Source organism: Streptomyces dengpaensis, assembly GCF_002946835.1.
GTDB lineage: Bacteria > Actinomycetota > Actinomycetes > Streptomycetales > Streptomycetaceae > Streptomyces > Streptomyces dengpaensis.
In genome coordinates this window covers 6,894,754-6,908,720 of sequence record NZ_CP026652.1, presented here as the reverse complement: position 1 = coordinate 6,908,720, position 13,967 = coordinate 6,894,754, and the positions used below count along the sequence as shown (strand labels likewise).

Genomic DNA, 13,967 nt, shown 5'->3' with positions numbered 1-13,967 from the left:
AGAGCATCCGCCGCCGGGCACCTATCTGACGAGCCGTCACCAGACAGGCCTGAGAGGCCCATAGGGCGCGATACGCGCCAAACGGTCGCGCAGGGCGCGCACTTCACCCTCACCAAGGCGTTCGACCCACTCCCCCACGGCTTCGGCGGCCGCCTCCTCCGCCGCGCGCATGCAGGCCCGGCCGCGCTCGGTCAGCACGATCAGCCGGGCGCGCGCGTCGTCGGGGTGCGGGCGCCGCTCGGCGTACCCCTTGCGGACGAGCTCGTCGACGAGCTGGCTGGCGGCCTGCTTGGTGACCCCGAGGTGGGTGGCGAGATCGGTGACCGTCGCGCCGTCCGGGGTAAGGCGGACGAAAGCGAAGCCGTACGCGGGCCGCCCCTCGAACCCACGGGCTACGACGCCGTCGTTGATGCGCTGCGTCAGCTCGCCCGCGGTGGCGAGCAGGGCGGCGGCCAGAGCCATGGCTTCGGAGTTCTGCACGCATGCATTGAAACACCCTTGACGATTTGGTCAAGCGACTTGACCATGAGCCCGTAGCGCATAGTCAAGCAACTTGACCATCTATCGCCGGAGGCACCCTTGCCCGTCATCCGTTCATCCGAAGCCGTCGTCCACGAGATCCACGGCGCCCGTTTCGTCTCGTACGCCACTCCCCGCAGCGGCAGCAAGGAGCTGTGCGCCTGGCGGGGCGAGATTCCCGCGGGGCACCGGGCCCCTGTGCACACCGTCAACCGCGAGGAGATCTTCCATCTCCTCTCCGGCGAGCTGCTGATCACCCTCGACGGCCGCACCGAGCGGATCACCGCGGGCGACACGGTGATCATCAATCCGGGGGCGACCCTGGGCGTCGAGAACCCGGCCCAGGAGACCGCGGTCTCCTGGGTCACCACGTCCATCGGCCTCCAGGCGGAGCTGGCCGACGGCTCGGTCCTCACTCCGCCGTGGGCGAACTGACACCCGCCGCCGCACCGAGTCACCCAGAGCGGTCGCCCCCAACTCCGCGAATCGGCCGCGGAGATGACGGGGCGACGCTCGTTTCAGCCACCACTCCAGACCCTCCAGAACCGATCTCACGTTCGAATGAGGTCGCTGACCGGGGGCGATGGAGTTACAGTAATCGAACGAGCGTACGAGGAGCGTTTCGGACACATGGCTGAAATGGGGTGGAGTGATGGAGGTGCGGCATGGCGGGCTTCGCCCATCTGCACGTCGCGTCCGGTTACTCCGCCCGCTACGGCGCGGCCCATCCCGAGCACCTGGTCCAGCGGGCGGCCGAGCGCGGCATGACGGCGCTCGCGCTCACCGACCGGGACACGGTCACCGGCGCAGTACGGTTCGCGCAGGCCTGCGCCAAGAACGGGGTCCGGCCGGTTTTCGGTGTCGATCTGGCGGTGGAGGCCCTCGCGCCGCCGCCTCCGGCGCAGCGGCGCCGTACCCCGGCACGCGGCGGCGCCCACGTGGTCGAGCCGCCGCTGCGGTTCGTGCTGCTGGCGCAGAACCGCAGCGGGTGGGCGCGGCTGTGCCGCATCACGTCGGCCGCCCACGCCGGTACGGCGGCCGGCGCGGCGCCGGTCGTGGTGCCGTGGGAGGCGTTGCGCGAGCACGGCGGCCCCGGCCTGACCGTGCTGCTCGGACCGCTCTCCGAGCCGGTGCGGGCGCTGGCGGCGGGCCGGGAGGACGTCGCGGCGCGGCTGCTGGCGCCGTGGACGGAGATCTTCGGAAGCGGAGTCCGGCTGGAGGCCGTTGTGCACAATCGTTTCGGCACCGGTCCGGGTTCACTGCGCCTGGCCGCCCGCACCCTGGCACTGGCCGACCGCACCCGCACCACCGCCGTGCTCTCCAACGCCGTCCGCTACGCCGACCCCGACCAGCACCGCCTCGCCGACGTCCTGGACGCCGCGCGGCTGCTGCGGCCCATCGACCGGCGCCGTCTGGACAGCGGGCAGCGCTGGCTCAAGGACGAAGGAAGGATGGCGGGCATCGCGCGGCTGGTCGCCGAATGTGCCGGAGCGGACGTCCTGCGGGCGCGTCGCCTGATGGCGGACACGGCCGCCACGGCGGCGATGTGCACGGTCGACCCCGCGGCGGACCTGGGGCTCGGCACACCGCACCTTCCGGAGCCGGACGTGCTCGGCGCCGAGCCCGGGACGGGCGGCGCGGCACGGCTGCTGCGCGAGCGGTGCGAGGCCGGTCTGTCCCGGCGCGGCCTGGACCGCCACCGGACCGCACGTGACCGGCTGGACGATGAGCTCTCCGTGATCTCCAAGCTGGACTACGACTCGTACTTCCTCGCCGTCGGCCAGGTCGTGGCCGACATCCGGGAGCTGGGCATCCGGGTCGCGGCCCGCGGCTCGGGCGCGGGGTCGATGGTCTGCCACGCGCTGGGCATCGCCACCGCCAACCCGCTCGACCACCGCCTGCTGTTCGAACGCTTCCTCAGCGAGCGGCGCAAGGGCCTGCCCGACATCGACATCGACGTGGAGTCCGCCCGACGGCTCGAGTGCTACGACGCGATCTTCGAACGGTTCGGCAAGGAACGGGTGGCGGTCACCGCGATGCCCGAGACCTACCGTGCCCGCCGCGCCCTGCGCGACACCGGCCTCGCCCTCGGCATCGCCCCCGCGGACATCGACCGGATCGCCAAGAGCTTCCCGCATCTGCGGGCCTGTGACATCACCAGCGCGCTCGCCGAGCTGCCCGAGCTGCGGCAGCTGGCGGCCGAGGCGGGCCGGTACGGGCCCCTGTGGGAACTCGCCGAGGGCCTCGATTCCCTGGTCCACGGCATGGCCATGCACCCCTGCGGCGTGGTCATCAGCGACGCGACGCTCCTGGACCGGCTGCCGGTGCAGCCGACCCCGCAGGGCGACTACCCCATGGCCATGGCCGCGAAGGAGGAGATCGAAGCGCTGGGCAACATCAAGCTGGACGTCCTGGGCGTACGGATGCAGTCCGCGATGGCCCACGCCGTCGCCGAGATCGAACGGACCACCGGCAACCACATCGACCTGGACGACCAGCGGCAGGTACCGCTCGACGACGTCTTCGCGTTCAAGCTCATCCAGGAGAGCCAGACCCTGGGTCTGTTCCAGCTGGAGTCGCCCGGCCAGCAGGACCTGCTGTCCCGGCTGCAGCCCCGCGATCCGCAGGACGTCATCGCCGACATCAGCCTCTTCCGGCCCGGACCGGTCGCCGGCGGCATGCCCGAGCGGTACATCGCCGCCCGCCACGGCGGCACACCGCACTACGCCCACCCGGACCTGGAGCCGGTGCTCGCCGACACCTACGGCGTGACCATCTGGCACGAGCAGATCATCGAGACGCTGCATGTGATGACCGGGTGCGACCGGGCGATGGGCGAGATCGCCCGGCGGGCACTCGGCGACAAGAACCGGCTGCCCAGGATCAGGGACTGGTTCGACCGTCAGGCACGTGCCCGCGGTTACGGCGCGGAGGTCCGGGACGAGGTCTGGAAGACCATCGAGGCCTTCGGGGCGTACGGCTTCTGCCGGGCGCACGCGGTCGCGTTCGCCGTACCGGCCCTGCAGAGCGCCTGGCTCAAGGCGCACTACCCGGCGTTCCTGCTGGCCGGCCTCCTCGAACACGACCCCGGTATGTGGCCCAAGCGTGTCCTGGTCTCCGACGCCCGCCGCCGCGGTGTCCCCGTCCTGCCCGTCGACGTCAACCGCTCCAGGACGAAGCACACCGTGGAGCGAACCGACGGGGAGCGGTGGGGTGTGCGGCTCGCGCTGTCCGGGGTGCGCGGCATCAGCGGGGAGGAGTGCGCGCGGATCGAGGAGGGACAGCCGTACGGATCGCTGTCGGACTTCTGGCAGCGGGCGCGCCCCAGCAGACCGGTCGCCGAACACCTCGCCGAGATCGGCGCTCTCACCCCCCTCCACGACGGACGTCTCACCCGGCGCGATCTGCTGCTGCAGATCGCCGAACTCCACCGGCAGTCCCGCACCCGGTCCGCCGCCAAGGGCCAGCTGCCCCTGGACGCGGGTGCCATCGGTGGAGCGGAGCCGAGCGGCCTGCCGGAGCTGACCGGACGCGAAGCCCTGAGCGCCGAGCTGAACACGCTGGGCATCGACGTCTCCCGGCACCTGATGGAGCACCACCACCGGCTGCTGCGGGAGATCGGCGCGACCGACGCGGCCCATCTGGCCGGACTGCGCGCCGGTCAGCAGGTCCTCGTCGCCGGCGTACGGGCCTCCACCCAGACCCCGCCGATCGCCAGCGGCAAGCGGATCATCTTCGTCACCCTGGAGGACGGCTCCGGCCTGGTCGACCTGGCGTTCTTCGAGGACTCCCACCCGGCGTGCGCGCACACCGTCTTCCACAGCGGACTGCTGCTGGTCCGCGGCACGGTCCAGGTGCGCGGCACCCGCCGTACCGTGGTCGGCACCATGGCCTGGGACCTGGACGAGATCGCCGCCGCCCGCCGCGACAACGGCCCCGAGGCCGCGCTCGCCCTGCTCGGCGCCGACCACCCGCAGCCGACCCCCGCCCAGCCGCGGCGCACCCTGGCCAACAGCACCACGGGCGCCCGGCTGCACCCGTACGCCGACCTGCGACCGGCCGGCAGCCGCTCGGCCGACCTGAAGAAGTTCGGCTACACCAGCCCGGGGAGTGCCGGATGATCACCAGACAGCGGCACATCGCCCACCTCCATCTGCACTCCGCACTGACCGAGGATCAGTACGCCGACATAATCGAACTGATGTCCGGTATCACGCCGCACGTACAGGCCGTGCCGCCCAACGCCGTCCAGCTCGACCTGACCTCGGCGCTCAGGTACTTCGACCTGTCTCCCTACGACATGGTCCAGATGACGATGATGAGACTGAAGGGTCTGTACGGCATCGACAGCAGCGCCGGGCTCGCGGGCAACCGCATGCTGGCGGCCATGGCGGCCGACGCCTCCGCGCCAGGAGACACCACCTGGGTCCCCGCCGAGCGGGCCGCCGAATGGCTGTACCCCCGCCCGCTCACCGCGCTGCCCGGGATCGGCCGCGCCACGGCGACCACCCTCACCCGGTACGGCCTGCACACCATCGGTCAGATCGCCGACCTGCCCCCGGCGACTCTGCAACGGCTCCTCGGCGTCGGCCAGGCGCGGCTGCTGGCCGAACGCGCCCGCGGCCACGACCCCCGCCCGGTCGTCCCCGCGGAACCGGCGACCCATCTGACCGCCGATCTCGTGCTCGACCGGGACTGCCTCGACCCGGCACACCATCACCGGGCGGTCCTCGGCCTGGCCGAACAGATCGGCGTACGCCTGCGCGGCGAGAGCCAGATCGCCGGCCGGCTCACCCTCACCGTGCGGTACGCCGACCGCAGTTCCACCACGCGCACACGAACGCTGCCGGAACCCACCAACCACTCACCGGTCCTCGCAGCGACCGCCTTGGGAATGCTGACCGCCCTGGGGCTGCAGCGGGCACGCGTCCGCGCCTACGCGATCCGTGCCGACGATCTGCGGCCGGCCGACACCGCCCATCGTCAGCTCTCCATAGACCCCGGCGACGACCGCGCCCGCGCCGCCGAAGCCGCCGCGGACCGGGCCCGCCGGCGATTCGGGGTGGAGGCCGTACGTCCCGCAACCATGGCTGCTGCAACCGCACTCAGAACCTGAACCAGGCGAAGAGCTGATCTCGCCAGGAGATTCTTCGTCCGCCCGTATGACTGTGACGCCTCCCTGGGCACACCGTGCTGATCCCTCTGCACTTGTCGATCCCGCTGGCAGGCTCGGGTTGCCGTGTGCGTCACATCGCCGGCTCCGCCCAGAGGTCGGGCGGGATGACGCCGACGGAGCGGCCATGGGGGTCCAGGAGACGCCCGAGCAGCTTGTCCTGGCGCAGGGTGATGACGCGGTCGACGATGTCGAGGCTTGGGTGAGCGGTGGCGAGCTGGGTTTCCAGGCGCAGGACGTCGCTGACGGAGTGCAGGCTGGCCTGGAGAATGAGGTTGTGGGGTCCGCTGATGGCGGCGCAGTTGCGGGTTTCGGGCAGGCGGATGAGGGCGTGGCCGATCTCGGGGAGGTCGGCGGGTGGGACTTTGGCCCAGAGGGTGACCGAGACGGGCCAGCCGCCGAGGGGGCGGGCGAAGTCGCAGCGGAATCGCAGGAGGCCGCGGCGGGTGAGCTGAGAAGGCCGGGTTCAAGGGCATTGTGGTCACCCTGGACACCTGGATCACCGGCTGGCGCCCCCGCGACCTCGGCACCAGCAACTTCCCCCAGCTACGCGGGAACTGCCTGGCCAACTACACCAGCGACCCCGTCTTCCGCTCCCGCCTCGCCCAGAGCCCGGAGGACGACCCGAAGGCCGCGGTCACCGAGTGGGTGAAGATCTTCGGCAACCCGCTCACCTGGGAGGACCTGCCCTGGCTGCGCTCGATCACCGACCTGCCGCTGATCCTCAAGGGCATCTGCCACCCCGACGACGTCCGCCGTGCCAAGGACGCCGGTGTGGACGGCATCTACTGCTCCAACCACGGCGAACGCCAGGCCAACGGCGGCCTGCCCGCCCTCGACGCCCTGCCCGACGTGGTCGAGGCCGCCGACGGCACGCCCGTCCTGTTCGACTCGGGTGTCCGCACGGGAGCCGACATCATCAAGGCCGTCGCCCTGGGCGCCACCGCCGTCGGCGTCGGCCGCCCCTACGCATACGGCCTCGCCCACGGCGGCGAAGCCGGCATCGTCCACGTTCTGCGGGCCCTGCTCGCAGAAGCCGACCTGATCATGGCCGTCGACGGCTACCCCACCCTCGCCGACCTCACCCCCGACGCCCTCCGCCACCTCACCTGACACCCAGTGTCAGCGCGGTGCGGCAGAGCCGGTGTCGCGGGACCGGCGATCGGCAGCGCTTTACGCCTCGTGCTGCCTCAGCCATTCCTTCTCCTGACCCGGGTCGGGCAGGACCTGGCCGGCTTCGACAGCGGAACGCTGCGATGCGCCGCGGAATCCAGCGCGGCGACCTGCCCGACGACCTCGACACCGACCTCGTCCAGGACATATGGGCCGGCACCATCCTCTACCGACGACTCATGACCGGCTCCCCCCTCGACACCGACCTCGCCGAACACCTCGTCCAGCTCGTCACCAACAATCCCCCGCTGCTCTCTCACCGAGAAGCGGGGGCGCGTCCAGTTACGGACCGGTGATGGCCTGCGCGGCGTCGCAGGCGTCTCACACCTGAACGTGGACCGGTGCACTGGCCGAGTGACCCATGGGATTTGGCGATCACGCGGCGAGGATCAGCCTGCGTGCCGGACCGAAGTGGGCAGCGGTCCTCAGTCTCAGGCGTCGAGCGGCATTGCCGCCGCGATCGGCGTCGTGCTCTTCTTCGTCGGTGCGATCGGCGCTCACCTCCGGGTGAAGGACACCCAGGGGGTCGCCGCCCCCGAAGTCGCCGCCCGGACCGAGGAGCGCGGACATCCTGCGCGAGACGCTCGATCGCGCCGACGTACCGGTCCTCGACGCGGTCGCCCACCTCTGCGGCCTGCAGGCGCAGGAACCGCGGGAGCCGTTCGTCGGGCTCTGGTCGCGGCTGCGCGCGTTCGATCCCTTGGCCCGAGCCGACCGCACCGCCGTCGCCGAGCAGGGGCGGCACCTGGCGTCGTTCCTCTCCGACAACGAAAGCGACCGCGTACGAGTCGCCGCGTCGCCGAGCTGAGCGGTTCAGCGCCGTCGGCCCGGCCGTGCCAGGCCGACGGAATCCCGTGGACTGGACCCGCGCCTTCGACAGCGCGAAGGCCCCGCCCCCGCGATGTGCGCGGGGACGGGGCCCTGGTCAGGTCGGTGAGCGTCAGCCGATCTGGGCGCCGAAGGCCGAGAGCGCCTCGGTGACCGGCTGGAAGAAGGTCTCCCCGCCGGAGGTGCAGTCGCCGCTGCCGCCGGACGTGAGGCCGATCGCCTTGTCGCCGGAGAAGAGGGAGCCGCCGCTGTCACCGGGCTCGGCGCAGACGTCGGTCTGGATGAGGCCGTTGACGATGTCGCCGTTGCCGTAGTTCACGGTGGCGTCCAGGCCGGTGACCGTGCCGGAGTGCACCTGGGTCGTCGAGCCGCTGCGGGTGACCTGCATGCCGACGGTCGCCTCGGCGGCCCCGCTGATGGCCTGCGAGGAGCCGTTGTAGAGGTTGACCTCGCTCGGGTGGGCGACGTCGGCCGTGTACTTGACCAGGCCGTAGTCGTTGTCCGGGAAGCTGGACCCCTCGTTCTGGCCGATGACGTTGCCGCTGGAGTCCGACCAGCTCGAGATGGACTCGGTGCAGTGCCCGGCCGTGAGGAAGGACGGCGCGCCGTCCTTGACCACGTTGAAGCCGAGCGAGCAGCGCCCGCCACCGCCGGTGATGGCGTCGCCGCCCGCGATGAAGGGCTTGAACTCCCCTTTCGTGCGCTGGAGTTCAGCTCTGGCGCCGAGGGCGTCGACGACCTTGGTCAGCTGGGCCAGCTCGGCCTCGGAGACCGTACGGTCGGCGGTGACGACGACCTTGTTGGTCGTCGGGTCGGTCGCCCAGGACGTACCGGGGATGGTCGCGTCCTCCTTGAGCGTCGTACGGGCGCTCTTCAGCTCGGCGAGGGAGTTCTCGACGATCCGGGCCTTGGCGCCGGCCGCCTGGACGGTCTCGGCGGCGGTCTCGTCGAGCACGTTGACCACGAGGTTCTTGGTCTTCGCGTCGTAGTACGTTCCCGCCGCGTCGGCGCCGAGGTCCTTGCCGAGCGTCGAGGCGAGCTTTCCGGCCGCCGTGACCGACAGGGTCTCGGGCGTGGCGGTCTTCGGGGTCTCGCTCGCGTTCGCAGTCTGGAAGGTAACTCCCGCGCCGACGAGTGCGATGATGCCCGCACCCGCCATGACGGCACGGCGCTTGGGTATGCGTCGGTGGTTCAACTCACGTCCTCCTGTGGGGGGTTGGTCCGGGAGGCCATGGAGGCCACCGGGACCGGAAGGCGTACGTACATGAACCCGGCGGACAGGAAAAAGCCGCGTCCATGTCAGTTGGTCGCCGACCACTATTCCGAGGCGTACAGGGGGCACACAAGGTCGACTTCAGGACGCGCGTGCGCCAACAGGTGTACGCCGCCTACGACTTGACCGGCCGTGGTCACACCACGTGGGTTCCCACTGCAAACACTGTGCGCATGTGGCCGCTGTGCAGCGCGTGAGGTCTAGTCCTGTCCGGTTTTCGACCCCTCGGAGTCCGGTTCCAAGGGGGTTTCCGGAAGCGGCAGTTGCTCGTGCACCGGTTGCTGAGCCGCGCTGGGCGCCGGACCGGTCGGCTGCTGCGCCCTCTCCAGGAACCGCAGCAGCTCCACCGGGAAGGGCAGGACGAGCGTCGAGTTCTTCTCGGCCGCGACCGCCACCACCGTCTGCAGCAGGCGCAGTTGCAGCGCGGCGGGCTGGTCCGACATCACTCCGGCGGCTTGCGCGAGCTTCTTCGACGCCTGCAGTTCCGCGTCCGCGTTGATGACCCGGGCCCGCCGCTCCCGGTCGGCCTCGGCCTGCCGGGCCATCGACCGCTTCATCGTCTCCGGCAGCGACACATCCTTGATCTCGACGCGGTCGATCTGCACACCCCAGCCGATCGCCGGGCTGTCGATCATCAGCTCCAGGCCCTGGTTGAGCTTCTCGCGGTTGGACAGGAGATCGTCGAGATCGCTCTTGCCGATGATCGAGCGCAAGGACGTCTGCGCCATCTGCGAGACCGCGAAACGGTAGTCCTCGACCTGAATGACCGCGTCGGCCGCGTCGACCACCTTGAAGTAGACGACCGCGTCGACCCGGACCGTGACGTTGTCCCGGGTGATGCCCTCCTGCGCGGGCACCGGCATCGTCACGATCTGCATGTTGACCTTACGCAGCTGGTCGACGAAGGGCACGATCATCGTGAACCCGGGACCGCGCGCTTCCGAGCGCAGCCTGCCGAGCCGCAGCACCACGCCCCGTTCGTACTGTTTGACGACACGGGCCCCGGTCATCACATAGACCAGCCCCACGGACGCGACGGAGACTCCCGCCGCCACCAGCTCCTCGACCATCACGGCCCCCCAGGGTCCGAAGTGGGCGCATCAAGCGTGCATCAGGCCTGCATCAGGCGCATACACCGCGTACAGCGTGTACTTCGACGGTAACTCCGTCACCTGAGCAAGGGCGAGCCCCCGCACGTCAGTTGTGTGCGAGGGCTCGCCTGCTGCTGGCTGCAGAATTCGGTCGTGCGGGTGTCGTAGAACGCCGGGTGCGTCCGTCAGTAGACGCTGACCCCGTAGGCGCTGAGGGCCTCGGTGACCGGCTGGAAGAACGTCGTGCCGCCGGAGGAGCAGTTGCCGCTGCCGCCGGAGGTCAGACCGTAGGCGATGCCGCTGTTGGAGTAGAGCGGGCCGCCGGAGTCGCCGGGCTCGGCGCAGACCGTGGTCTGGATCATGCCGTAGACGATGTCACCGCCGCCGTAGTTGACGGTCGCGTTGAGGGCGGTGACCCGGCCGCTGTGCGTGCCGGTGGTGGAGCCGCGGCGGTAGACCGTGGTGCCCACGGACGGAGTGGCGGCGCTGGTGATGTCCACGCTGCCGACGGTGCCCGACTTGGTGATCGAGGTGTTGGTGTAGCGCACCAGACCGTAGTCGTTGACCGGGAAGCTGGAGCCCGCGGTGCTGCCGAGCACCGTGGTGTGGGAGGAGTTCGACCACCAGGTGCCCGCGCCGTCGGTGCAGTGACCGGCGGTCAGGAAGTAGTAGGTGCTGCCACTGCGCACGTTGAAGCCGAGGGAGCAGCGCCAGCTACTCGCATAGATGGCGTCGCCGCCGGAGATCAGCTTGCTGAACTTGCCCGGCGTGTGCTTGATCTGAAGGGCGCCGGCATTGGCGCCCGCGGCCTGCTTGATCTTCGCGATCTCGGCCTTGGAGACGGTGCTGTCGACCGTGACGACGACCTTGTTGGTCTTCGTGTCGGTCGCCCAGGCGGTGCCCGGCACATCCGCCTTGAGCACCGAAGAGCTGGCGCTCTTCAGCTGGGACGTGCTGAAGGTCTGCGCGTCGCTCGCGTTGGCGGTGGGGATGGTGACGGCGGCCGCGGCCACGAGTCCGGTGCCCACGGCGATCAGCCGGGTACGTCTCGCTATGCCGCTGCGGGGGGTAGTGCGCTTGATCCTCACGTTCGTTCCTCCGAAGGGAAGTCGGGGGCCCTCAAGTGGGGTTGGGGCCCGTGAGGCGCAGCCGGGGACCCACCCGTCCGGATTCCGGACAAGCCGTGCCCCTGACAAGCGCTGTGGGGAGTATTCGGCCGCACAGCCGACCGGCGCAAGGGCGCCTTTCGGCCGTGCAGCGTTCAACTTACGTACGTCCTACGGGCGTTGATCTTTCCCGGCGGATGGAACAACTAACACAGGAAACCGACCGGCCATCAGAACGCAACACGCGCCGCGGGTCGAACCGCCGAAAACACAACACGCGCCCACGGTGGGGCCATCGAAAACGCAGCACGCGCCGGCGGTCGGACCGCCGGCGCGTGCTGCCACGAGAGGCTGGTTCAGAGCAGGTTGCGCTCCCCCGCCTCGATCCCGACGCCGAGCGCGTTGCCCGGCGGCGGGAAGGGGCAGATGAAGTGGGCGGCGAACGCGCACGGCGGGAGCACGGCCCGGTTGAAGTCCACCGTCGTACGCCCCTCGGCGTCGGGCGCGGCGGGGCGTAGGAACCGGAAGCGGTAACTGCTCTCCCCGCTGGTGGCATCGGCGAAGACGGTCCACAGCGTGCCGTCGCTCTCGACCGACACCTGGAGCGTGAGGTCCTGTCCGTCCAGGGTGAAAGCGAGGACACCGCCGAGCCCGAGGCCGCGGGTGACGCCGTCCGCGTTCTCGACGCGTACGGTGCGGTCCTCCCCGTACGGCGTGAAGTGCCCCGGCACCGACCAGCGCGGATCGTACGGCGCGGCCTCGATGCCCTGGAACGCCTTCCGCGTGGGTGCGGCGGGGTCGTAGTCGCGTACGCCCCAGACCTCTTCGCGCACGAGGACGACAAACCGCCGCTCACCGCGCCCGACGCGGGCTCCGGCCGCCGGTCCGAGGTCGGCGTCGAGCACGACCTCGCCGGTGAAGGGCTCCCCGTCGACGGACAGTCCGTCCTCGGCCACCGCCGTCAGGACGACCCCGTCGTCCTTCGCGGCCCAATGACCGGGGATGTCCCGAAGTCGACCCTCCGGAAAGTCCTCGATCCAGTGCGTGCCCGTGAGCGCGAGCGGTCCGTAGGGCGCGGAGACCGTCTCGATGCGGTGCTCGTGCCACTGCTTCCAGTCCTCGGATGCGTCCGTCGTCATGTGATCAACCCTTCCATACCGGCTCGGTCAACCCGAGGTGTGAGCGCAGCGTCGTGCCCGTGTATTCCGTGCGGAACGCGCCACGCTCCTGGAACAGCGGCATCACCCGGTCCACGAACTCGTCGAGTCCGCCACGCGGATCTCGCCGCCGGAGCTCAAGGACTGAGCCGCCGTCACACCGTGGCGGTCAGCAGTTACACCCGCAGTCGCAGCCGTCGCAGCCACAGCCGTCACAGCAGTTCCCGCAGCAGTCACAGCAGTCACAGCAGTCGCAGCAGTTCGAGCAGTCGCAGTTGCTGCACAGCCCCTCCCGGCGCTCCCGGGACCAGGGATCCTCGTACGTGCCGCAGCACATCTGGCACGTACAGGCCAGCCCCATCCAGATGGCACACCCGCGAGCAGCCCGCGCCGGTCGCGGCGCGGCGGCTCCGGGGGCAGCGGCGGGGCTCCCGGGCCGCCGGGCGGTGCGTACCTCGCCGGCCAGCTCGGTGCGGTGAGCGCAGGAGGCCGTGCCGAAGGCCCGGTCGACAGACGCGCGCTGCTCGTGCACGAGCAGCCGGTGCGCCAGCTTGCCGTCAATGAACTCGACCTCGCGCAGCGCGAGCCGTATCCCGTGCAGGGCGTCGTCGGCGAGCCGCCGGGCCTCGGCCAAGGACGTTCCCGTGGCGGATGGGGGTCCCCCGCTCGAGCGAAGCCGAGAGTGGGGGAGGGTTCCACGCCCCCGACGCAGCGTCAGTTTCCCGGTCCTCCACGGCGTCCAGGAGATGAGCGAGCCGTCCGAAGAGCCGTCCGGCCTCGGCAAGCGGCTCGGCGTTGCCGGGGCGCCCGGCGAGGACGGCGGTGTGCGCGAAGGCCGCGGTGGTGGCGGTCTCGGTCGGCTCGGTGACGGTCAGCAGCGGCGTTCCGATGCCGGCCAGCGTCTCGATACCGATCTGCCGGTCCACGGCGTCGACGAGTACGGCGGTGTCGAAGCCGACGTCGGAGCCGGTACGCGCACCGGCCCTGCCCCAGCTCGCGGCGACCCGGCGCGCGGCGAGCGCCACGGGCCTGCGGGCCAAAAGGCCGTCCCCGTCGGCCACATGGTCACGCACCTTCGCCGAGGCGAGCACCAGCGAGACGGCCGCGGCGAGCCGCGCGCCCTCGCCCTGCGCGACGGACGCGGTCCGCATACCGCGCAACGGGCAGGGCCCGGCGGTGCGCCGCCAGCCCGTCGCCGTCGCCCGCTCGGCCTGAGCCTCCGTCAAAACTGATATCAGCAGCCCGTCATAGTTCGTGACGATCCGGGCGAACTGGACGTGGTCGCGGCGCAGCGCGAGGCACAGCCCGCACAAATGCGCCATCCACTGCGTGCTGAGCCCTCCACCGAGGCGGTGACTGCAGGGCCTGACGATTCCGAACACGAAACTCCCCCGTGGCACGGACGACCTTGAGCCGCGGCACCGCCGAAGGAAGGCCGAGCACGGTCATGTTCTGGACGCCGGCTCGTGCGTTCCGGAGGCACCGGACAGCACAGTATCGACCACCCCGTTCACCCGTACGCACCGTCCGTCACTCGAACGCCGTCGCAAATCATATTTCACTCTCAGTCAGCAGCCGTACCCCGCAGGACCCTTGGGGCGCGCGGGCTCTCGACGTATTTGCTGTGCACCAGTACCGTCACGAAAC

10 protein-coding genes and 3 pseudogenes are annotated in these 13,967 nt (G+C 70.6%); 6 read left to right on the top strand and 7 right to left on the bottom strand.

Going from position 1 to position 13,967, the window contains the following annotated elements; genetic code table 11:
* Positions 1–36 precede the first annotated feature (36 nt).
* A complete protein-coding gene (locus C4B68_RS31860; protein ID WP_099503006.1) occupies positions 37–480 on the bottom strand; it encodes a MarR family winged helix-turn-helix transcriptional regulator in 444 nt (147 codons plus the stop codon).
* A gap of 99 nt (positions 481–579) precedes the next feature.
* On the opposite strand from C4B68_RS31860, the gene C4B68_RS31855 reads away from it, so the two are divergent.
* The 5 genes and pseudogenes from C4B68_RS31855 (at position 580) to C4B68_RS44150 (ending at position 7,161) form a co-directional block, all read left to right on the top strand.
* Positions 580–954: a cupin domain-containing protein gene (locus C4B68_RS31855; protein WP_099503005.1), complete on the top strand. Its 375-nt coding sequence runs from the start codon at positions 580–582 to the stop codon at positions 952–954.
* A 230-nt stretch (positions 955–1,184) separates the two neighbouring features.
* On the top strand, positions 1,185–4,640 hold the full coding sequence (locus tag C4B68_RS31850; protein WP_099503003.1) for a DNA polymerase III subunit alpha: 3,456 nt from the start codon (positions 1,185–1,187) through the stop codon (positions 4,638–4,640).
* Positions 4,637–5,635, top strand: coding sequence for a DNA polymerase Y family protein (locus tag C4B68_RS31845; protein WP_099503001.1), 999 nt, complete (start codon positions 4,637–4,639; stop codon positions 5,633–5,635). Before C4B68_RS31850 ends, C4B68_RS31845 begins: the two co-directional genes overlap by 4 nt.
* A gap of 507 nt (positions 5,636–6,142) precedes the next feature.
* Positions 6,143–6,805 (top strand): annotated as a pseudogene (locus tag C4B68_RS31835) (alpha-hydroxy-acid oxidizing protein); the annotation flags it as partial.
* A 17-nt stretch (positions 6,806–6,822) separates the two neighbouring features.
* The gene (locus C4B68_RS44150; RefSeq protein WP_257217381.1) at positions 6,823–7,161 is read left to right on the top strand and encodes a TetR/AcrR family transcriptional regulator C-terminal ligand-binding domain-containing protein; all 339 of its coding nucleotides are present in this window, start codon (positions 6,823–6,825) and stop codon (positions 7,159–7,161) included.
* A gap of 79 nt (positions 7,162–7,240) precedes the next feature.
* Here the strand turns inward: C4B68_RS44150 and C4B68_RS31825 are convergent, their stop codons facing one another.
* Complete coding sequence (locus C4B68_RS31825; protein WP_099502999.1) at positions 7,241–7,435, bottom strand: hypothetical protein; 195 nt, start codon at positions 7,433–7,435, stop codon at positions 7,241–7,243.
* Here C4B68_RS31825 and C4B68_RS44465 point away from each other — a divergent pair.
* A pseudogene (locus C4B68_RS44465) lies at positions 7,434–7,580 on the top strand (DNA glycosylase AlkZ-like family protein); the annotation flags it as partial. The gene C4B68_RS31825 and the pseudogene C4B68_RS44465 overlap by 2 nt on opposite strands.
* 225 nt (positions 7,581–7,805) lie before the next feature.
* On the opposite strand, the gene C4B68_RS31820 reads toward C4B68_RS44465, so the two are convergent.
* From C4B68_RS31820 to C4B68_RS31800, 5 genes and pseudogenes are all read right to left on the bottom strand, one after another.
* On the bottom strand, positions 7,806–8,888 hold the full coding sequence (locus C4B68_RS31820; protein WP_099502997.1) for a S1 family peptidase: 1,083 nt from the start codon (positions 8,886–8,888) through the stop codon (positions 7,806–7,808).
* Between the two features lie 278 nt (positions 8,889–9,166).
* Positions 9,167–10,036 carry a slipin family protein gene (locus C4B68_RS31815; RefSeq protein ID WP_099502995.1) on the bottom strand — a complete coding sequence of 290 codons (870 nt, stop codon included), beginning with the start codon at positions 10,034–10,036 and terminating at the stop codon, positions 9,167–9,169.
* Between the two features lie 206 nt (positions 10,037–10,242).
* A complete protein-coding gene (locus tag C4B68_RS31810; protein ID WP_099502993.1) occupies positions 10,243–11,145 on the bottom strand; it encodes a S1 family peptidase in 903 nt (300 codons plus the stop codon).
* 374 nt (positions 11,146–11,519) lie between these two features.
* On the bottom strand, positions 11,520–12,302 hold the full coding sequence (locus C4B68_RS31805) for a DUF1684 domain-containing protein (RefSeq protein ID WP_099502991.1): 783 nt from the start codon (positions 12,300–12,302) through the stop codon (positions 11,520–11,522).
* Positions 12,303–12,489: 187 nt separating this feature from the next.
* Positions 12,490–13,642: pseudogene (locus C4B68_RS31800) on the bottom strand (DUF5685 family protein).
* Positions 13,643–13,967 lie beyond the last annotated feature (325 nt).